Below are 21,076 nucleotides of genomic sequence, written 5' to 3' on the forward strand. Positions count from 1 at the left end.
ACAATACAAAGCGAAGCCAATATACATAATTATTTTTTTCCGGCTTTGTTCATCACTTCGTCAAGTCTTACTTTTTGGCCTCCCTGCTTCTTGCTCTCGTCAGCGGCTGCCATAAATGCAAAAATCTCCAGGGTCTCTTCGGGAGTCACAGGCACCTTGCCGGTATCAAAATAATTGACTATTTCGATCAGCAACGGCTCATAGCCGGCATATGGCCCAAGGGCTTTTGGCCCCTCCGTGGTATAGACGGTTCCACCATAACCCGATTTTCCGGAGCGGGTGCCCCTGAAAGTGCCTATCCTGCCGTCTTTCCAAAATCCCACCACGACATCTGTATCTTCCGTATGCATCCTTTGCACGCTTTCACAGCCAGTACCCATGACCGTAAACAAGGTTTCCACACCATGGACACCATACCAAAACAAATCAGGATGGGTGGATTCAATGGTGGCGGGACTGAAAGTGTCTGCCCCCACCACCGTGGTTTTGTCCAATTCTGACACTCCTTTTATATACCTCAGGGAGGAAGCCGAAAAAACAGGCACACCATATTGCCCGGAAGCTTTGAAAATAGCGATGGCATCCTCCAGAGAAGCCGCAACAGGCTTGTCTATAAACATTCTTTTTCCAGTACGTAGCACTTGCAGGGCTTGCTCCAAATGCAGTCGGCCATCATTGGTTTCCAACAAGACCACATCCACATCCTTTAAGAGATCCTCGATAGAATCCGATATTTTCACCCCGTATTTCTGGATTTCCTCCGTATATCCCGGTATGCGGTCCGCACTGGATTTGATGGTTTTGCTGCCATAGGGATAAGCAGCCACCACTTTGTACCCCCTGTAGCTTTTATCCGCATGGTCATCATTAAGAACTTTGGTAAAGGCGATGCTGTGCGACGTGTCAAGGCCAATTATGCCTATGCGCTTCCCTTCCGCCAAAAAATTATCGGCCGCAAGCACGCTTCCATATATGCCCAGCCCTGCTCCGGCAATGGCAGAGGTCACTATAAACTTCCTTCGGTTCATTTGATTCATCATTCAGTTTGATTTAAAAGGTTAGCCAATGATCAGTTAATTTTTCCTCCAATATAAATTAGAATGTATCCCATACGGTTGCGTTACCTTTTTATCCCTTCGACCCCTCTATGATCCCATAATAAATTTATATAATCAAATAGGAGCATTGTGTTTCGGTAACGTACACATAGCGGTTTGTAAACTTACTATATTATCGAATGAAAACAAAGATTCAGAAGTGATGAAAGCCGACTATCATTAAAAAAAGCTGTCCGGAAGGGCGGTGGTTTCAGGAAACAGATTAAAACCGTCTTGTGGAACACACACCCTTTCTTTAGGTGTATTTGGATCCTGCCGAAGGGTTTATTTCGGATTCACCCGAATCCGGGTCCCATTGATCAACACTTTCTTTACGCACCCACCACTTCACCCCCGTTTACATGGATAATTTGGCCGGTAATATAGGAGGCATCCTCACTCGCCAGAAACACGTAGGCCGGCCCTACTTCGGAGGGCTGCCCTGGTCGTCCCAAGGGGGTATCCTTCCCAAAGTCACTTACCTTGTCAAAAGAAGCCGGAATGAGCGGTGTCCAGATCGGTCCTGGGGCGACCCCGTTTACCAGGATGCCTTCTCCGGCTAGCTGCTTTGCCAATGAGCGGGTAAAGGAAGTGATGGCTCCCTTTGTCGATGCATAGTCCACCAAATGATGGCTGCCCCGGTAAGCCGTGACAGAAGTGGAGTTAATGATCCTGCTCCCCTTTTTTAGGTGGGGCAAGGCGGCTTTGGTGAAGGAAAACATGGACAAAATATTGATTTCAAATGTCTTCCTTAACTGATCATGGCTGATGTCGGCAATGCTGTCTTCGGGAAATTGTACGGCCGCGTTGTTGACCAGGATGTCCAGTTGGCCCAATTGGTCGAGACATCTATCCACTGCTTCATAACAAAACTTTTCCGACCGGATATCTCCTTTAACCAGAACACATTTCTTCCCTTCTGCTTCGATAATTTTCCGGGTATCTTCTGCATCCTTGTCCTCATTTTTGTAGACAATGCACACGTCTGCTCCCTCCCTGGCAAAATGTACCGCGGCAGCTCTCCCTATACCACTGTCCCCTCCCGTAATCAGGGCCACTTTATTCTCCAGTTTTCCGCTTCCTTTATAACCGGCCCGGATGTATTCAGGCTGCGGCATCATTTCATGCTCTTTGCCCGGCTGTTTATCCTGTTGTTGCTCCGGTATTTTCTCTAACTTTCCCATAATTATAGTTGCTTAGGTGATGGGGGCGGGTTTTGGGGCTGAAAGATGTTCTTTTTAATTCTTCAAGCACCGATTTTTTGTTTCTGTTTGTATTTATTCCCACGTGCTTTTGATAGGATATCCTGTACCCAACCCCTTATAAAATCATTTCCGCGGGGGGACAGACAGTCGTTGTCCAAGATAATCCCCTCTGCGCGGGTTCCCATCAGGGCAACACCGTCTGTATCGAGCCCCCGACTGTCGATTATGTTTCCTTTTATGTCAAGTTTGATGGGGCTCGGAACAAAATTTTTTGTGAGAAGTGACCCTGCTTTTCTCTTCGTCAGGTTTTGGGAAAACAGCGGTGCACCCATCCCCCCATCCGGCCGGGCAATCCCCGTGTCTATAAGCACCTTGGCCTCCCGCAGGTATTTGGTCTGATGGGAATATATCCTGTATTTTCCGGTGGCCGCATTGGTGGCGACTTCAGTGTCCGCCCCTAACCGAAAGAAAAGGTGGCCGGAATCGGTCAGTGCGACAAGTTTTTCAATATTTACCGGAGGAGGACCAAAACTGATCCTGTTGAATTTGTCGAGGTATTCCGATTCGAATTTCTGTTGTGAGCGTCCCGTGAAACCTCCAAGCTCATAAATACGGCTGATGCAGGGCAATGCTGCTTTCCAGACAGCGGCCAGAGAAATGGTAAGACTTTTAGCGCCCTCCTCTTTAATTTCATGTAAGGCTTCCGCTAAATAGGTCTTGACCAGGCAATGGTATTCACAGGCTTCTATATTTTCCAAATTATGAAACGGGGTCAATATGGAATCCAGGTCAAATTTGGACACCTCAGGATGCTTCTGATGAAATCGATTTATGATCTTGTCCAGGTCGCTGATCCAAATGCCATCGGAACCGGCATGGTGAAATCCCGCTTTATCCATGTGGCTTTTATAGTATCGAACCATGTATTCCCTCTCCAATACGGGCAAAATATCGCCTTCAAAATCAATATTACCCTTCCCTTTTTCCTCAATAAGATCCTCAACCCAATCTTCATTGATGAAAAAAAGATTACTTTTTGACGCTGAAGAGGCTATTTGGGGGAGCATCGGTACGCCGTATTCTGAAAACGCATAAATGGACAAAGGCTCTTTTCCTGAAGGTTCATAGCGCATTTGACTGCCCTCCGCATAAAATCGACCGCCCCGGCCCTCTGTCAGTGCCAATACCACATCAATAAAAGTAAGTCCCATACCTTTGACACACACTTTATCGGTATTTTTTATATGAGCCAAATGCTCGCTAACAGGATATACCGGTGAAATATAAGTGGCTATTTTGGACTGATGGGCAAACGCTCTCATATTACCGGGTACTTCGCCGGCGAAACGGTACACGTGTCCCGTGGCCAATAACACATGATCATACTCAACGTCATGGATGAAATACTTTCCCGGAACATGTAAGCTGAATTTTTTCCGGTTTTGAGCAGGAATCAAATCCGTTACTTCTCCCACAATACATTTCACTGTCACCTCTGCCGGAAGGTTGCTCAAGATACTATGGGCACATGATTTAAGATAACAGCCCACCAGCGCCCTGGAAGCATAATCACCTTCGTTCACTTTAGTGCCATCAGACACATTGGTTCTTAGCCAGTCGGACAGGGATAGTTTTTCAGAAAAATCGCCTCCATCGTCCCATATGCTGATATTTCCAATGGCATAATTAATCAACAAATAATCAGGTTGGTCAATCCTATAGTTTTGACCTGTGGCAAAATGAAGTGTTTCATTGTACCAATGTATTTCTACCGGTCCGTGTAAAGGCGTTGCCCGTAATGCGTTTACCAAGGCCACCAATCCGTAAAGTCCTTTTGGACCCGCTCCTATAATAGCTATTTTAAACGATCCACTGGGGACCCGATACTCCTCCTTTTCCACAATGGGAAAATCTTCTTTACAAATTTCATCATAAGACAACAGGTCCGATGATTGCCATATATTCATATCTTTTTTTCTAAATTTTGGTTTAAAAAATAACACATCCTTTCTCAGCTGAATTTTCCTTATTTCATTTGTCAGAATAAATGGTATCAAGACATTTTTCTCCGCTATTACCAATAAAGAACCAGATGAGAAGCTTTGCCGCAGTGAGCTTGACCATAGAACCTTTGTCCCGGTTGGGGTTTAGCCCAAAGTATAAACATCTCCGGGCCAATCCTTTCCCCTATTCCCCGGGCCAGATTCTATGATCACCGTCTCCTCACTGATCAGGCCCATAGCAAAGGCTTTTCGGATGATGCAAAAGGATTCCGGTCTTTTACACTGTCGCTGGAGTTTTAAGCATTCCAGCCATATAATATGGAGGTTTTCCCCTCACACAAACGTTTCAGCTATAAGACCCGAAATCCCATATGCCTTCATCAGGCCCGCGATATGATATTTAGTTGGTTTAGTTTATTTGTCACTTAGAAGTAATTCCGTTAATCCAGCTATGCCCTCCTGATAACGCTCAGCAGTATAGATACCACAGCAATTACCAGTAGGATGTGGATCACCCCCCCTGCATCATAAACGAAAAAGCCCAGGATCCATCCGATAACAACGATGACAGCAATCAAATACAATAACGATCTCATAATTTTTGAATTTAAATGAAAGATTGGTCAAGGGTTATATCCTTCCTTCAGCACGCGCTAAAACAAGGGAATCTAAAACTATTATTATAAAATTATGTAATTAACTAATTAATATTATTACATAATTATAATTTTTATTTATATTATTGAAACATTATCAAAAAAGCCCCCAGACAACATCCAAGGGCTTTCTAACATGCGCATCCTGGTTTAGCTCTGCTTCTTATATTTATCTTTTATTTCCTTGATTCTCTTTTCTATATCATCCTCTATCTGATCAAATTCCCGTTTTATCTGTTCCTGCCTCTCATCAGTGCCGGCAGTCCTGAATTCCTCGGCTTTGACGTCCAGGTTTTTGAGTCTTTCATCCAAATAGGTCATCTCCTTATCAAATTCTGCCGAAGCAGTACCTGCTCTCTCATCACGTTCCATTTTTAGCTCGTTTATTTCATCTTCCAGGTCTTTTTTATCTTTTTGAAGGTCCTCATAGGTAGTGGTAAAGACGTTTTCAACGTCCTCCGCCGCATCGGAAGCGACCTCATCGAGATCTCTCTGATCACCTCTTCTACCTTCTTCACAAGCTGTGAACGCTATCAAAAGCACTGAGCTTAAATAAACTACCGTCCTTTTCATATTTAAATTAGGTTTTAGTTAAATTATAGTTGGTCAGTCAATAGTCTTTTCTTCATTTTATAGAATTCAGGTGCAGTTTGCGACCATATTTCTTCATAACCTTGCTTTACCTGTTCCCAGTTCTGATCCGGGGTATTGAGCAGCTCGTCCACTTTGGATTTGCTATAATCATATTGCCTGGACAGGTTTTCCCAGCATTTGAAAACATCCTCATTATTGTTTCCGCCTGCCTCCTTTGCCGCCGTTAATTGCTCTAAATCGGACTTCCAATTCTCCAATTGGCTCTTGGCGTTGCTTTCATAAACTTTCCTATTACAAACAAATGCTAACATCTCTCATTATTTTATTTTAGGAATTGAAGCATGTTTCGATATAACTCAAAGGTACATATTTCCAAAAAGTATTTATTACATAATTTTTTATAAAAATTACAAAATTTAAATTACTATAATATAGGATTATTAATAGGAAAAATAAAAGTAAAATTAGCTCCCTTATCCGGAACACCGGAAGCAAAAATAATCCCATTATGATTTTCAAGGATTTTCTTACAGATAGCCAAGCCTACCCCTGTTCCGGAATAAGATGTTCTGACATGGAGCCGGTTAAATAGCACAAATATTTTTTTTGCGTAAGCCTGTTCGAAACCTATCCCATTATCGGACACGGTTACCTTTAACAATTTCTCCCCGGGCCCGGTACGCAGCTCCGGCAGATCGTCTTCGCTGGACTCTTCCACCTTTATCGCGATTAAAGGCTGTATCCCTTCTTTCGCATATTTCAGTGCGTTACCCAAAAGATTGAGGAACAACTGTTTCATTTGAAACGGGATAACCCTGGCCGTCGGTAACTTGTCATAAACAACTTTGGCTGACTTCTCTTCGATGTCCGGCGCCAGCTCTGACAATGCACTTTCCAGCAGCTCCTGCAAAGAAGCCTCTTCGAAGAGCTTCTCTGCTTTGGAGGCCTTGGAAAACGCCAACAGGTCCATAATCAGCTGCTGCATTCTGGCTGCCGACCGTTTTATTTTGAAAAAATATTCTTTGGCCGCAGGAAAGGCCTCGAGCTCAGTCATCGCATTGATCCGGGAAATAAAAGTCTGTATCTTCCTTAAAGGCTCCTGCAAATCATGACTGACCACGTGGTTAAAAGAAGCAAGCTCCTGGTTGCTTCGGTTCAGTTTCATGTTCTGGATGGCCAGGTTATGGTTCAGCAGGCAAAGCTTCTCTTCAGCCTCCAGTTCTTTTGTGATGTCTTTACTGGACCCCACAAAGATCTTATGCCCGTTTTCATCAATGATCAGCCTGCCAATGGTCCGCAAACATTTCTCCTCGCCCCCGGGCACCCTTATCTTTATATCCAACGGTTCGGATTTCTGATTGCTTCTCAGCTTTCTTAAAGCTTTGTTGACCGGCCCCCTTTCTTCTTTCACCACGGCGTCCAAAAACGTTTTCAAACTGGGAATCACCTCACCCGGTTCATAGCCCAACAAACGGTACTGATTGTCCGAAAAGGTAAGGGAGGCGGTACGCGAATTGTAATACCAGTGCCCGGAACTGGAAATCTCCTCAGCCTGTTTAAAAATCTCATTGTTGATTTGCAATTGATTATTGGTCCTGGAATTTTTCTTCAAATCGTGGTAAATTTTAAAATAGGCCATCGAAAAGACCACGATGGAAAAAAAAACTGTACCCAAAGACACCAATGGGGAAATATTATAAAAGCCCGGCCGGTCAAAGAGCAAGCCGCTCCAAACCCGGTTCTGATGCCTGCCAATACCATTGACCCTGTCAATGAACCTTCGCATGAAAAGCTTGCCTTCCATCCCGGAGCGTACCCATACCGAGCTATCCGGCACTTCTTTTTCATAGAACAGCCTGTCCAATTGCTGCGTCCTTACCTGGATAGATGCATTGAGCTGATCAAGAAGCTCTACAGATGCCCCGCGTAGCGTCGGTTTGGCATACAATTCCTCCACCAAATGATTAATGCGGCTTTTTCTGTACTCAAATTCACCCAAAGAAAATGCTGAACCTTCCCCCAGAGGGTAGTAAAACAAGCTTTCCATCGCGCTCAAGGCCTCCAATAACTCCATCAAGGAATCCTCCAAGGAAATAAACTCCTGATACATCTCTGCCTGTTTGTTTTCAAAAGCCAAAAACTGCCTGTAACTGACACTTGCGATAAAGACCAGCAAAAACACAGAAATGATAAAAAAACCTGTTAGAATATTTTCCGAAAGTTTCAGTTTCATATTCTACCGGGATATTTAATCAGACACTCATCAGGAAATTCTCCCTGTTCAAATTGGAAGTATAATATTGCCAGTTGGTGCAAATGACTTTATTCAGCACTTCTTTCAGCCTCTCAAAATCACTGGGCTTGTTGATATAGATGTTCGCCCCCTTCAGGAAAGTATCCTCAATATCCTCATCTGATGAAGATGTGGAATAGATGGCCACGGACAGCGATTGCAGCATGGAATGGCTGCGTATTTCCGCAAGGCACTCCATCCCGCCTTTTCTTGGCATGTTCAGGTCCAGAAAGACCACATGCGGAAGCGTAGAACCCGGGCGCAATAAATAATCCATCAGTTCCACACCATCGTTGACGGTATTGATACGGGTACTGATCCCCAGTTGGCTGATCGCATCTTTAAAGAACAGACGATCATCCTCATCATCATCTGCAAGCAATATATTCACGGCTTCTTTTTGCATGATTACTCTATTTTGTTGTTTCTTCAAGAATACTTTTAAAATATTCCTTCCGTCTTTCAATTATTCTTCTGAATGACGAAGGCGTCAGCCCAGTGGTTTTCTTAAACTGGTTGGAAAGATGGGCCACGCTGCTGTAATCCAGTTTATAGGCGATTTCCGTCAATGTATAATTTCCGCTGATCAAGAGCTCCTTTGCCCTTTCTATTTTTTGGAGTATAATAAAATTCTCAATGGTGGTCCAAGTCACCTCCGAAAACAGGTTGGACAAATACCCGTAACTGAAATGAAGTCTTTTAGACAAATATTCAGAAGTCTTTTCATTCGGGGGACCGCTCTCCGAATAAATCATCTCGATAATGGTCTCCTTTATTTTCTGAATCAGGGAATCCCGTTGATTGTTGATGATATTGATCCCGTATTCAACTAATCTCTTATTCAAATCCTCCAAAACCTCCGGCAACACCTCGCCGCGCAGTTCCAGCTCACCGTTTCCAATGAACGTATATTTGATTCCCAACCCCAATAATTCCTGCTCAATAATTTTCTTACATACCAACTGCACATCATACTTGTAGCATAGTCTCATTTAGCAGCCCTTAATTAAATAACCAGAATTTTTTAAATCTCAGAACCCCAAAAGGTCTGGCAGTGACAAATAGGGTGGATCACAATTTACGAATTTAAATTTAATTTATCACTAACATATCTCTTAATATCTAAATCATTTATATATTAGAATGAAATTATTAAATCTAAACCAATATTATTACAACTTATATTTTCGAGCAAATATCGACCCTCTTAACTTGGTATACATTTATTTTACAAATATACTATTTTTTTTGTTTCTCATTGGGTGAACAAAGAAAAAACCTTCATTATTAAAATGGAAATTGGATATTAGTTAAAAAAACACCAAAAACAATATAAAAATATGATTAATAATATATTTATTATAAATAAAACAAATAAATTTTGTTATTTTCCCTTTAACGGCATATAGATACCCAGCTTTAGTTTTTTGAAAACCCCACTCTCGATTACAAAATATTACATTGTTTACTTGATATAAGGGCTCCACCATTAAAATTTTATTTTAAAATATAGTATTAACTAAAAAATACTCGAAAACTGTTCCGGTTTGTATGATTATCATTTCAAACATTTAATAATTTAACAATTGATTAATAGGTAATTAATCAATTGTTTATTTAATTTATTTGCAATAAACACTGTAATTAATTACGTTTGTGTTAAATCAATAAAAAGCTGATTTATCCCGCCCAAAATAATTAGCCTCAAATACATGCCATGGAACATCCATGCTGGGGTTTTTGAAATTATTTTAAAACCTAAACACTTTAAAAATGAGATTAATTATTGCATTAATGCTATTGATGGGCGTTTCGTTCAGCACAACAGCCGTACCGGCCGATACCACTGTTGATGAACGTAAGCCATTGGAAATGAAAATGATGGAGGACAAAAAAGTCCAACTCATCTATAAGGCCAATCCCAACGGATTGTTACATGTGAAGATTTATGACGAAAACAACGTGTTGATGATACGCGACAGGATCGCAGTCAAAAATCCTTTCACCAAAATGTATGATTTCAGCCATGTAGCCCCTGGGAAGTACATCCTTGCCCTACATGATGCAAAAGGTGAAGTGGAGAGACTGGAAATAGACGTGGATAAACCGTCTTTTGACAAAAAGGTGTATACCAAAGTCCAGAAAATCGCTCCCAACAAATTCAAACTTCTGGTAAATGCCCTGTATCCCTCGGACATAACCGTTTACATTTATGACAAAGGCAAGTTGGTATATGAAGACAGGGAGCCCAATGCAAAGGGGCTTCATAAGATAAACACCCTGGACCTTGTAAACAATTGGGATGACATTGAATTCAGGGTTTCCACCAAAGAAGGGTTTTCAAAATTCATTTCAGCGGCGGATTAAGATCCTCAAGTTATTCGATGTCAACCCAAGACAATAATCAACTGGAATAAATCAGCCTATTGATTTTCACAAGCCATCCCCTACACCGGGGATGGCTTTTTTTGCAGAAAATACTTACTTTTATATCTAAACCAAGATTGATTCCATGGAGAAAAAACTGAAAAGAACCCCCTCTGATAAAATGATCGCCGGTGTCTGTGGCGGATTGGCCAAATACCTTGGCTGGGATTCCGACAAATTAAGGTTGATATATGTACTTGTGTCGATTTTAAGCGCCGCCTTTCCGGGAATATTGGTCTATCTTATCCTCTGGTTTGTCATGCCGGAGGAGGAATTTTAAATTTTTACCTTGTATTCCAGAACATTAACTACATTCTGGGCGTTTCTGATGATATCTGAACAACCAAATATACAGATGATAAAGTCATATAGTTCGGTCATCGTGTTAATCGTTTTCCTGCTGCCTTTTTCAGGTTGTTCGGGAACTGAAACCCGTGAACGCGGGGACACAAATGTAGAGGACTATCCTGGCCGAAAAGAAAAAGCCACCTTTGCAGGGGGCTGCTTCTGGTGTGTGGAAGCTCCGTTTGAAGGGATAGATGGTATCCTTACAGTAGTATCAGGGTATTCCGGAGGAAAAGAAAAAAACCCAACCTATAGCGAAGTCTCTTCCGGAAAAACGGGCCATAAAGAAGCGGTACAGATCACTTTTGATCCTGATATCATCAGTTATGCCGAACTGGTGGATATCTATTGGCAATTGTTTGATCCAACAGATGAGGGGGGCAGTTTCTACGACAGAGGAAACCAGTATGGTTCAGCGGTTTTTTACCACAATGAGACCCAGAGAAAAATAGCAGAAGCTTCGAAAGACAAGCTCGACCGATCCGGTATTTTTGATAAAGCGGTGGTTACGCCTATTATCAGATACAGTAATTTTTACCCGGCGGAGGATTACCATCAGGACTATTACAAAAAGAAACCCCGGGAATACAAAGCATACCGTACCGGATCAGGCCGGGATAAATTTATCCAGCAGCATTGGCAAGTGCCAACAGCGGCCAAGTACCCCAAACCGTCCGATCCCCAACTTAAAACCAAGCTCACCTCTTTACAATATAAGGTTACCAGGGAGGAAGCCACTGAGAAAGCGTTCGACAACGAGTACAATGCCAACAAAGCACCGGGGATTTACGTATGCATTGTTTCAGGAGCTCCCCTGTTCAGTTCTGCGGATAAATACGAATCCGGTTCCGGATGGCCCAGTTTCACCAAGCCGATCGACGCACGCTTTCTCGAAAAGCCGCTGGACCGCAGTGAAGGAATGATACGGGTTGAGGTACGCAGCAAGTTTGGCGATTCCCATTTGGGCCATGTTTTCAACGACGGCCCTCCCCCAACCGGTCTCCGGTACTGCATGAATTCAGCGGCCATGGAATTTATCCCCAAAGAAAAGATGGAGGACAAAGGGTATGGGAATTACGTATGGCTGGTAGAATAGCCCATTAAGCTCATTCTCCCAAATACGCCTCAACTCATCCACTTGTTCAAAAACCGGAGAAATTTTTCTTTATAGTTATCGCTGACCGTGATGTTCATCATCCCCATATTTACGGTGCCTTTGGTGATGGATTCGATGTGGTCCAGCCCAATGATGTAGGAGCGGTGAATTCTCATAAACTGATGAGCGGGGAGTAATTCTTCCATGTGTTTTAACGTGGTCAATGATAAAAGCGGTGATTTACTGCCGGCCAGGTGAACCTTAACATAGTCCTTGTATCCTTCCACGAGCACAATGTCCTTAAGCATGATTTTCACCAATTGGTATTCCACTTTCAAAAATATATACTCGGCATGGGAAGGTTCGAGACTGGCTTTCTGTTGTTCAAAATGCCGGTAAGCCTTATCACTGGCCCTTAGAAAATCTTCGTAGCCAAAAGGTTTCAAAAGATAATCCAAAGCATCTACCTTATATCCTTCTATCGCAAACTGGTTGTAAGCGGTCGTAAAAATGATTTTGGGTCCATGATTATTTTTTCTTCCTTCAAGTACCCTGGCAAGTTCCATTCCTGTCAAATCGGGCATCTGAATGTCCAAAAATATCAAGTCAACTTCATGGGTACTGATATAACCCAAAGCTTCAATGGCACTGTCAAACTTACCCTCCAGGGATAAAAAACGGGTCTGCTCAATGTATTTGCAGACCATCTCAAGCGCCAGAGGCTCATCGTCCACCACAATGCAACGGATTTTCATGAGTTTATCGTTTATTTTCAACGGTTATATCCTGATAAAATACAGCCCAACCGCCAATCTGTTCGCACTTAAATTCTCTGGGAACAATAGCCCCAGGGCGTCATGACAAGTCAATTTTCAAGTCCACCCTGTATTCATTATCCGGGTTTTCATTATCCAGTTGTAACTCAGATTTATCCCCATAGATCAAAGACAGCCTCCTTTTGGTATTGATCAGCCCTATTCCTTTGTCGAGATCTTCCGCGCTCCGGGTCTTGGATGGCAAAATACGGTTGCGTGTCTGAAGATAAAGCACTTTACCTTGCAAAAAAAGCCGGATTTTGATATAGCTTGGATGGTTTGTGCTTACCCCGTGTTTGAAGCAGTTTTCCACAAAGGGCAGCAACAGCATCGGGGCAATCGGCAATTCCGAAAGTCTTTCGGGTAAATCCAGTTCGATGGGTACTTTCTCTGATAACCGCATCCGCATCAATTCGATGTAATCCTTGATAAATTCCAGCTCTTTACTTAATAATGTTTTATCCTTTTCCGTTTCATAGAGCACATACCGCATCATTCTTGAGAGTTTCAGCAAACCTTTTTGTGCCCTGTCCACATCGATGGTGGTAAGGGCATAAATATTATTAAGGGTGTTGAAAAAAAAATGAGGGTTGATCTGGGCTTTCAGATAGGATAACTCCGAATTGACCCTTTCTTTTTCCATTTGCCTTCTCAAGGCAGCATCTGCTTGCCACTTCTGGACAGATACCACACTGGTACTGATACCGAGGGCAAAGAAAAACAACAACAGGATAAAAAGGTCATAGGTGAAATTCCTGGGTTTCGGAACATAGGCTTCATTGGGCCTGAACACATAGTGCATCAACTCCGGCAGCCTGATCCATTTTTCAAATTCCTGAATAAATAAAAGAAAGCATACACTGCTGCCTATTGCGACGAGAAGAAACACCCCTGTTTTGCCTTTAAACAGCAGTTTGGGCGCCAAAACATGCATGTTGAAATAAAACACCCCGATTAACATCGCCAGCAACAGTCCCTGTTTAATCCAATATTCATTGGGCAGCTCTACCTTCCAGGACAAAGGACTGAGAAGAAAAAGAACGATAGCCATCAGCACCCACACCAGAACATGGATGAGAAGTGTGATCTTCTTTGGGAACGGAGACGCTTTCATTTATTGGGTTTCACTATTATGGGATGTAAACATAAACCAAACAATTTACAAGAACCCGACAAATCTACCAATTCCGGGATTAAATCGGTGAATCTTAAATTTTTATCTACGAGCCACATTCCGCGTTAGGGCCAATCCATTTGTCTATTGGAATTTACCATTTGTCGATACATAACGCCTTCCTATCTATTTCGTTTTTAAATTGGAGAGACAATGGTTTCTTTTGTAAAATCAAAACACATACCCATATCAACAAATTAAAATTTTATTAACTAAAGATAATGAGAACTATTATCAACTATTTATTAACTACCCTGATCTTCAGCTTGATATATGTTTTTTCCGCCTATTCACAGGTAACTGCGGAAAAAAAAGATTTTCAAATATCGGGCAAGATCATTGATAAAACCACCGGTGATCCCATTCCCTACGCCACAGCCGTTTTAAAGGAAGCGGGTACAGGCAATACCGTTGCCGGAGGAGTTGCTGATGATGAGGGAGAATTCTTTTTTACCGTAAAAAAACCAGGAAGGTATTTTGTAGAACTCAGCTATGTGGGCTACGCCGCTTTGCAAAGGGATGAAATTGAAATCAACCAAAACATTCCTTCGGTTTTTCTGGGCAACCTGGCGCTTGAGGAAGAATCCGTCTCCCTGCAGGAAGTTACCGTCCAGGGGCAGCGGGACCTGATCGAAGAACGTGTGGACAGAACCATTTACAACGCGGAAAACGACAAGACAACCATTGGAGGTGATGCATCCGATGTATTAAGAAGGGTACCCATGCTTACTGTGGATTTGGATGGCAACGTGTCCATGAGAGGAAGCAGTAATATTCTGGTCTTAATAGATAACAAACAATCAGCCATCGTAGCCAATAATATCGCGGACGCTTTGAAGCAGATTCCCGCTGAGGAAATCAAATCCGTAGAGGTAATTACCTCCCCATCTGCCAAATATGACGCTGAAGGTACCGGAGGAGTAATCAACATCGTCACAAAGAAAAACAAACTTCAGGGGGCTTCCCTGAACCTGAACAGCAGTGCGGGACTGAGAGGGTCCAATCTCGGGCTTAACGCTAGTCTCAAAAGAGGAAAAATGGGTTGGACGCTGGGTGGCTTCGGCAGGGCCGGTTACAATATCCTGGGAGGTTTTGAAAACGAGCAAACCCTGACAAATCCAGCCGGGGCGGATACCAGGATATTGCAGTCAGCGGACACCAGGAACAATATGCTTTTTGGCAGGTACAACTTTGGATGGGATTATGATATCGATAAATACAATTTCATGACCGCTTCGGTGAGCTTTGGGATGAGAAATATGAGAACCAACCAGGATGGATTGCTTACCGATACATACATGGAAGATATGCTTGTGAGTTCCCTCCTAAGGGATGTTAACACCGATAATTTGTCCAATATGGTGGACGTGAGCTACAACTATACCAAGACCTTTGAAAAACCCCAAAAGGAATTCAGTATATCCGGTCTTTATAGCAGGAACAACCGGACCAATGATTTCATCAACAGCCTATATAATGACAGCTTCGACCAGATCATTCACAGGATCCGGAATGACAATACCAATATCAATGAAGAATTCACCATACAACTGGATTATATGACGCCTCTGGGGACAAGCAAAAATCAGATCCTTGAGTACGGTGCCAAAAACATATTAAGAAAAGCGGTCAGTGATTTTGCATATTTCCAGGCGGACGGTGTGGGGGCACCCTTTGAAGAAATAGAAGATGCCACCTTCTCCAATGAGTTCAACTATGATCAAAATGTAACGGCAGGTTACCTTTCCTATACTTTGGGCTTCTTGGAAGACTATACCGTAAAAGCCGGTCTTAGGTATGAATATACCACCATAGATGCTGATTTCAAGGAATCGGATCTGCCTGCGGACATTCCTTCCTATGGCGTCTTTGTCCCCAGCATGAATTTGGCCAGAAAACTTAGCAATGGTAATATGCTGAAAGCGGCCTATAACCGCAGGATACAGCGCCCGTCACTGCAGTTTCTTAACCCGAATATTCAGGCGGCTAATCCCCTGCAGATTACTCAGGGAAACCCCTTGTTGGATCCTGAATTGACTGACAACTACGAATTGTCCTATAGTACTTTTGTAAAAGGGGCTACCTTGAATTTCACTTCTTATCTGAGAAACACCACCGGTTCCATCCAACCCATAAGGACCATTCAGGATAGTGATGTGATTTTCACTACCTATGAGAACATCGGCAGGGAAAGAGCTTATGGGTTGAGTATTTTCTCGAATGTGAACGTTTCGGGAAAATTTTCGCTAAACGGATCCATAGATGGGTACTATGCCGTATTGGACAATGGACTTGAGGATCCGTTATACAGAGCCAGCAACGAGGGGTTTGTGGTCAGCGGAAGGCTGTTTGGAAATTATACCTTGCCAAAGAACTGGCAGCTGCAGGCCTTTACCTTCGCCAGAGGCAGACAAGTCCAACTTCAAGGGAGCGCGGGAGGCTTCGGCATGTATGGTCTGAATATCAACAAGCAATTCAACGAAAGAAAAGGAAGCATCGGTTTTGGTGCTGAAAACTTTCTTGTTTCTGAATTCAGAATCCGGAATGAATTGATCACACCTACCATCATGCAAAACAGCGTAACCAGTCTTAGAAACATGAATTTTAAAATCAACTTCTCCTACAGGATCGGTAAGCTTAGTGTGGACGGCGGACAGAGAAGAAAAAGAAGAGGCGTAACCAACGAAGATTTAAAAGAAGGTGGAGAGGGCGGTTCTGGCGGAGCCGTAATGTCCAATCCGAATTAATTGAAGTTTTTGCTCTAGTTTAGTTCCAGTAAAGGTGGGAAGCAGGTAATTACCTCTTCCCGCTTTTTGTTTTATTTTCCATAAACAGGCCTATTCTTCTATTTTCATAACCGCTACGGCAATCTTGGAATCGGCAGTTCCATAATATAAAAACCAATGGCCACGGTAAGGGACCATCCCTTCAATAAAGCAGACTTGGTTGATTTGCCCCGTTATTTCATATGGTTTCTCAGGAGTAAGGAAATAATCTTCCATCCGGTGTTTCAAATTACCAGGATCGTTTTTTTCAAATAATGCCTGTCCGGCAGAATACGCGCCTGAAGCCAATTCAGGATGATGTCCATCTTCTCCTTTGTCCAAATTCATTCCATTGTAAAGCAACAATATGCCTTCCTCCCTGACCAAAGCATAGGGCCCTGCCTCCACCAGTCTGCTGTCAAAATATCCTGGTCTGGGCTGTAACACACTTTTAAGCCGGCCATTTTCCTCCACCGGCTCCCAGTTGACCAAATCATCCGATGTGGCTATAAAAAGATCCGTATCCCCAAAGTACATCCAATATTTTCCGTTGACTTTTTTGGCGATCACTTTCTCATGCTGTCTTTCAGCCACAATGGCCCCTGCCTTGCTCCAGGTGTCTTTGTATTTGCCTTTCAGAACCCTTCCATATTTTTCCCAATGAAACAGGTCCTGCGAAACCGCCAACATCAGCCGGGCAACTTTGCCATCATAGCTGGTATACGTCATGATATACCTTCCGTCCTCAGTCTCTATGACCCTGGGGTCTTCCACGCCCCCATCCCATTCCAGCGCCTTTAAGCTGTCATTTTCCGGATAAAACACAGGTTCGGGCAACTTCTCAAAATACAAACCATCCTCACTTACAGCCAGCCCTATCCTGGATGTGCCATTGTTTTTACCTACATAGTCCTCCGCCCTGTAAAGCAGATGTACTTTGCCATCCTTTACTACTGCGGCAGGATTGAATACGTCTTTTTCTTCCCACCGTACCTCTTGTTTCAGAATCGGACATGTGAATACATGATCACCGGGCTCAAGAACAGGATTGACGCTGTCGACTTTTTGGAAAGGTATCAGCCCCCATATGTTTGGGTTTTCAGGTTCAGCTGCAATCTGCCCGCCTGTCTCCTTCCTTGATTCACATCCAGCTATCAACACGATCAGGATAGAAAGTCCAAAAAAGCAACAAAACTGGCGGAAGGATAAAGAATAAACGGGTTGTTGCATGAATCTAAAATCATTTTTCGATGATAACCATCTCTACCCGCCGGTTTTTTGCCCGGCCCTCTGCTGTCTGGTTGCTGGCTATGGGTTTGGTGCCACCCCATCCGTTTACGCGGATCCTCTCAAAATCCACTCCATTTTCTACCATGAGGTCCCGTACTGCGGCGGCACGGTTAATGGACAGTTCTTTATTCAAACGCACACTTCCAAAATTATCCGTATGGCCTTCCAGGAGTATTTTGATGTTCGGATGCTCGCTTAAGTAGGAGGCCAGCCGGATGATGTACCTATAAGAATAACCCTCTTCCAATTCCGCACTTCCTCTTTTAAAATTAATTTGATCCAGCGATAAATTGGCCCCTTCTTCCATCATGGTCAATCCTACTTCCAGAGGCCATTCGTCCTTTTTTTGGGGATCCAGGGAATAGGGAAGATATCCTGGTGAAGTGATGGTTATTTCTTCGAATCGCTCCCCTCCTTCTATCAGTTTTTTAAGGGTATGAAAGTCTTCTTTAAAGGGGGTGGGTTGCCCGCTGGCATCCGTTACGAGCCATTCATAGGATACCGGGCTCAAGCTTTCCCTATCCACCACGCTGAACTTTTCTGTCTCATCTTCCTCCTCTGGCAAAACCGGGGGAATTTCTGTGACGGTTTCTTCGACTGGGTTTTCCGGCATCGTTTCATCATCCAGCTCTTCTGTCATTTGCTCTGGAAAAGGCGAAGTGTAAGCCACCCCCCTGTTGGTTTCCTTGATTTCGGGGAGAATCTCTGCGCCTACATAGAATATATCCCCGTAACCTTCACTGTTTTGAGTACTGGTAAAATACGCTCGACCAGTGCCCATGTCTTCTACATAATGAAGTTCCATCCCGTCTGAATTCAAATTCTGAAGGGGCTGCGCAGTTTCCCACTCGGTCCACGAGTCCCCTTTTTTTCTGCTGAAAAAAATACTTTTTCCGGTTTCCGCCCCGTGGCCATTTGAAGAAAAATAAAGGACTTCGCCATCCTTAGAAAGAAAGGGAGAAAGCTCCTGATGAAGGCTGTTTATCTGTGGTCCCAGGTTTCTGGGTCTTGACCAGGATCCGTCATCGCTTTTTATGCATACATATATATCCTCATTACCGTAACTGCCAAAAGAATCCATCGACAGCAACAAGACATCGCCCGAGGCGTTCAGCCTGGCACTGAAATGTTCCCCGTTTACCCGAAAACCCGGTATGGCAACTTCCTCCGTTCTTTTCCAATCGTTTCCTACCCAGTTGTATTCATAGATGACCTGCTTATTGTTCAGGTCGCCATGATAAACCAAAGCTGTGGAGGAATTCACAAAACCGATCAATAAATCGTACCCCTTTGTGGAAAGGCTTTCAACCACCTGTGGCGCTAGAAATTCCCCAAAAGCACTGAGGTCTGCAAGCCATATGTCTCCGGGGTCACCCTGTCCTCCCATATTACTGGGATGAAACGCGCGGGTGAAATATAACTGCCCTTTGGCCGATACCACCGGGTGGTGCTCGTCATAGGTGGAATTCAACATTTTCAGCGGAAAGGTTTCCTGGGAATAGAGAGGCGAAAAAATACAAAAAGCAAGCCCTATGACCGTGCTTGCTTTTCTCAAATTGATATGGTTAAGTGTTTTTGTCATTGTTCCAATACAATTGCAAAGATTAAGGGTGCCACAATCGTGGCATCTGATTCTATGATATACTTGGGCGTATCCAGTCCGAGTTTGCCCCAGGTAATCTTCTCATTAGGAACTGCACCGGAATAAGACCCATAGGAAGTGGTGGAATCCGAGATCTGACAGAAATATCCCCATAGAGGGACGCTGTCCATCTGCAAGTCCTGATGGAGCATGGGAACAACACAGATAGGAAAATCCCCCGCAATGCCTCCTCCAATCTGGAAAAAGCCTATTCTATTGTCCGCTGTAGCATTCTTGGTATACCAATCCGCTAGATACATCATGTATTGAATCCCGCCTTTTACCGTGTGTACGTCTTTGACGTCTCCGGAAATACAATGTCCGGCATACATGTTTCCCAACGTAGAATCTTCCCATCCCGGTACAATGACAGGAAGGTTCTTTTTTGCAGCTTCCAACAACCAGCTGTCTTTCGGGTCGATTTGAAAGCTATCATCCAACTTTCCCGAAAGAAGGATCTTGTAAAAGAATTCATGTGGGAAATAACTTTCACCGGCTTTGTCGGCATTTTGCCATTCTTCCAGAATCACGCTTTCAATCCTTCTCATGGCTTCCATCTCGGGAATACAGGTGTCGGTCACCCTGTTCATATGCCGCTCCAGCAAATCCTGTTCCTCTTCCGGAGAAAGGTCCCGATAATTTGGAATTCTTTCATAATAATCATGCGCCACAAGGTTAAATACGTCCTCCTCCAGGTTAGCACCGGTACAGGTGATGATCTGTACTTTGTCCTGTCTGATCATTTCAGCCAAAGAAATGCCCAGTTCAGCGGTGGACATGGCCCCCGCAAGTGTAACCATCATTTTGCCACCATTGTCCAAATGAGATTTATAAGCTTCAGCTGCATCTATAAGTGCGGCAGCATTAAAATGTCTATAGTGATGTTTCAGAAAGTTGGTAATGTTCATTATGCAGATAATAAAATGACTAAAATGAAATTAATGGCTAAATTTAGGTATTTAATAAAAAACAAAAAAGCCCGGACAATGCCGGGCCTTAATTCATGTATGTTCTAGGATTTTATTTTTCCTCACTTGAACCGGGTTTGTTTTCCGATTTACCGGAATCACTCTTCTTGTTTTTGTAGGACTCATTGATACCTTTCACTACCGAGTCCGTGATATCCAGGGAGTTGTCCGCATACCATACCCCTCCCCCGCGGGTATAGGAAAGAATCATTTCCAAATCATTTTTAGCAGCATAGTCCTTCAGGTATTCCTGAATCATATCATACACGTCATTATATAATTTGGTCTCATCTGCAGACAGTTCCTGCATCAGATTGTCCCGGTAAGTCACCAGATTCCTTTCCTTCGTCACCAATTCCTCTTCCTTGGCCCTGGCTTGATTAATGGTCATGGTGTTGGCAGACCGTTGGAAATTGGCCACTTCCTGTTCAAAGCCCTTCGCCCTTGAAGAAAGCTCTCCTTCAAACCTTTTCCCCTTTTCGGCTATCTCTGCTGACTTTTCCTTGAAAAAATCAAATCTATTGATCACACTGTCCGTGTGGATGTAAGCCACTTTAAGGTCGGTGATATTTATCTCAGGCGCCTCGCCATTCACTGCCGCGCTGTTTGAGGATGGCTGGTTGCATGCACCCAGCAAGAAAACCGAAAGGCCCAATACACCTAATGCTCTGCTTAGTCTTTTCACTTTTATTTTGCTTTTATTTTA

General features: G+C 43.4%; 19 protein-coding genes. 4 read left to right on the plus strand and 15 right to left on the minus strand.

The genetic code is table 11. The features are described from left to right. Positions 1-29 precede the first annotated feature (29 nt). From ACFPFU_RS03920 to ACFPFU_RS03960, 9 genes are all read right to left on the minus strand, one after another. Entirely contained in the window at positions 30-1,037 is a 1,008-nt protein-coding gene (locus ACFPFU_RS03920; protein ID WP_377062233.1) for a Gfo/Idh/MocA family protein, read from the minus strand. A gap of 392 nt (positions 1,038-1,429) precedes the next feature. After that, positions 1,430-2,281, minus strand: a complete 852-nt coding sequence (locus ACFPFU_RS03925) for an SDR family oxidoreductase (RefSeq protein ID WP_377061723.1) — start codon at positions 2,279-2,281, stop codon at positions 1,430-1,432. Between the two features lie 62 nt (positions 2,282-2,343). Next, entirely contained in the window at positions 2,344-4,269 is a 1,926-nt protein-coding gene (locus ACFPFU_RS03930) for an FAD/NAD(P)-binding protein (RefSeq protein WP_377061725.1), read from the minus strand. Between the two features lie 485 nt (positions 4,270-4,754). Continuing rightward, on the minus strand, positions 4,755-4,901 hold the full coding sequence (locus ACFPFU_RS03935; protein WP_377061727.1) for a lmo0937 family membrane protein: 147 nt from the start codon (positions 4,899-4,901) through the stop codon (positions 4,755-4,757). A gap of 210 nt (positions 4,902-5,111) precedes the next feature. Then, the gene (locus tag ACFPFU_RS03940) at positions 5,112-5,534 is read right to left on the minus strand and encodes a hypothetical protein (protein ID WP_377061729.1); all 423 of its coding nucleotides are present in this window, start codon (positions 5,532-5,534) and stop codon (positions 5,112-5,114) included. 23 nt (positions 5,535-5,557) lie between these two features. Then, a complete protein-coding gene (locus ACFPFU_RS03945) occupies positions 5,558-5,866 on the minus strand; it encodes a sll1863 family stress response protein (RefSeq protein WP_377061731.1) in 309 nt (102 codons plus the stop codon). Between the two features lie 113 nt (positions 5,867-5,979). Then, entirely contained in the window at positions 5,980-7,788 is a 1,809-nt protein-coding gene (locus tag ACFPFU_RS03950; RefSeq protein WP_377061733.1) for a sensor histidine kinase, read from the minus strand. A gap of 19 nt (positions 7,789-7,807) precedes the next feature. After that, positions 7,808-8,254: a response regulator gene (locus ACFPFU_RS03955; RefSeq protein ID WP_377061735.1), complete on the minus strand. Its 447-nt coding sequence runs from the start codon at positions 8,252-8,254 to the stop codon at positions 7,808-7,810. Between the two features lie 7 nt (positions 8,255-8,261). Then, positions 8,262-8,840 (minus strand): helix-turn-helix domain-containing protein, encoded by a 579-nt coding sequence (locus ACFPFU_RS03960; RefSeq protein ID WP_377061737.1) that lies wholly within the window; start codon positions 8,838-8,840, stop codon positions 8,262-8,264. 781 nt (positions 8,841-9,621) lie between these two features. On the opposite strand from ACFPFU_RS03960, the gene ACFPFU_RS03965 reads away from it, so the two are divergent. The 3 genes from ACFPFU_RS03965 to msrB all read left to right on the plus strand — a co-directional run bounded on the left by ACFPFU_RS03965 (position 9,622) and on the right by msrB (position 11,716). Then, positions 9,622-10,215 carry a hypothetical protein gene (locus ACFPFU_RS03965; protein ID WP_377061739.1) on the plus strand — a complete coding sequence of 198 codons (594 nt, stop codon included), beginning with the start codon at positions 9,622-9,624 and terminating at the stop codon, positions 10,213-10,215. A gap of 145 nt (positions 10,216-10,360) precedes the next feature. Next, positions 10,361-10,555: a PspC domain-containing protein gene (locus ACFPFU_RS03970; RefSeq protein WP_377061741.1), complete on the plus strand. Its 195-nt coding sequence runs from the start codon at positions 10,361-10,363 to the stop codon at positions 10,553-10,555. A 75-nt stretch (positions 10,556-10,630) separates the two neighbouring features. Then, positions 10,631-11,716 carry a peptide-methionine (R)-S-oxide reductase MsrB gene (msrB, locus tag ACFPFU_RS03975; protein WP_465263022.1) on the plus strand — a complete coding sequence of 362 codons (1,086 nt, stop codon included), beginning with the start codon at positions 10,631-10,633 and terminating at the stop codon, positions 11,714-11,716. 29 nt (positions 11,717-11,745) lie between these two features. Here msrB and ACFPFU_RS03980 read toward each other — a convergent pair whose 3' ends face one another. Together ACFPFU_RS03980 and ACFPFU_RS03985 are read right to left on the minus strand one after the other, a co-directional pair. Further along, positions 11,746-12,471: a LytR/AlgR family response regulator transcription factor gene (locus ACFPFU_RS03980; protein ID WP_377061743.1), complete on the minus strand. Its 726-nt coding sequence runs from the start codon at positions 12,469-12,471 to the stop codon at positions 11,746-11,748. A gap of 100 nt (positions 12,472-12,571) precedes the next feature. Beyond that, positions 12,572-13,645 carry a sensor histidine kinase gene (locus ACFPFU_RS03985; RefSeq protein ID WP_377061745.1) on the minus strand — a complete coding sequence of 358 codons (1,074 nt, stop codon included), beginning with the start codon at positions 13,643-13,645 and terminating at the stop codon, positions 12,572-12,574. 281 nt (positions 13,646-13,926) lie between these two features. Here ACFPFU_RS03985 and ACFPFU_RS03990 point away from each other — a divergent pair, with 281 nt between their 5' ends. Continuing rightward, a complete protein-coding gene (locus ACFPFU_RS03990) occupies positions 13,927-16,452 on the plus strand; it encodes a TonB-dependent receptor (RefSeq protein WP_377061747.1) in 2,526 nt (841 codons plus the stop codon). A 90-nt stretch (positions 16,453-16,542) separates the two neighbouring features. On the opposite strand, the gene ACFPFU_RS03995 is transcribed toward ACFPFU_RS03990, so the two are convergent. From ACFPFU_RS03995 to ACFPFU_RS04010, 4 genes are all read right to left on the minus strand, one after another. Further along, positions 16,543-17,700, minus strand: coding sequence for a glycoside hydrolase family 130 protein (locus tag ACFPFU_RS03995; RefSeq protein ID WP_377061749.1), 1,158 nt, complete (start codon positions 17,698-17,700; stop codon positions 16,543-16,545). 10 nt (positions 17,701-17,710) lie between these two features. Then, complete coding sequence (locus ACFPFU_RS04000) at positions 17,711-19,315, minus strand: OmpA family protein (protein ID WP_377061751.1); 1,605 nt, start codon at positions 19,313-19,315, stop codon at positions 17,711-17,713. A gap of 23 nt (positions 19,316-19,338) precedes the next feature. After that, positions 19,339-20,310, minus strand: a complete 972-nt coding sequence (locus tag ACFPFU_RS04005; protein WP_377061753.1) for a deoxyhypusine synthase family protein — start codon at positions 20,308-20,310, stop codon at positions 19,339-19,341. 112 nt (positions 20,311-20,422) lie between these two features. Next, entirely contained in the window at positions 20,423-21,055 is a 633-nt protein-coding gene (locus tag ACFPFU_RS04010; protein ID WP_377061755.1) for an OmpH/Skp family outer membrane protein, read from the minus strand. Positions 21,056-21,076: the final 21 nt, after the last annotated feature.

It is taken from the genome of Negadavirga shengliensis (assembly GCF_042652345.1).
GTDB lineage: Bacteria > Bacteroidota > Bacteroidia > Cytophagales > Cyclobacteriaceae > Negadavirga > Negadavirga shengliensis.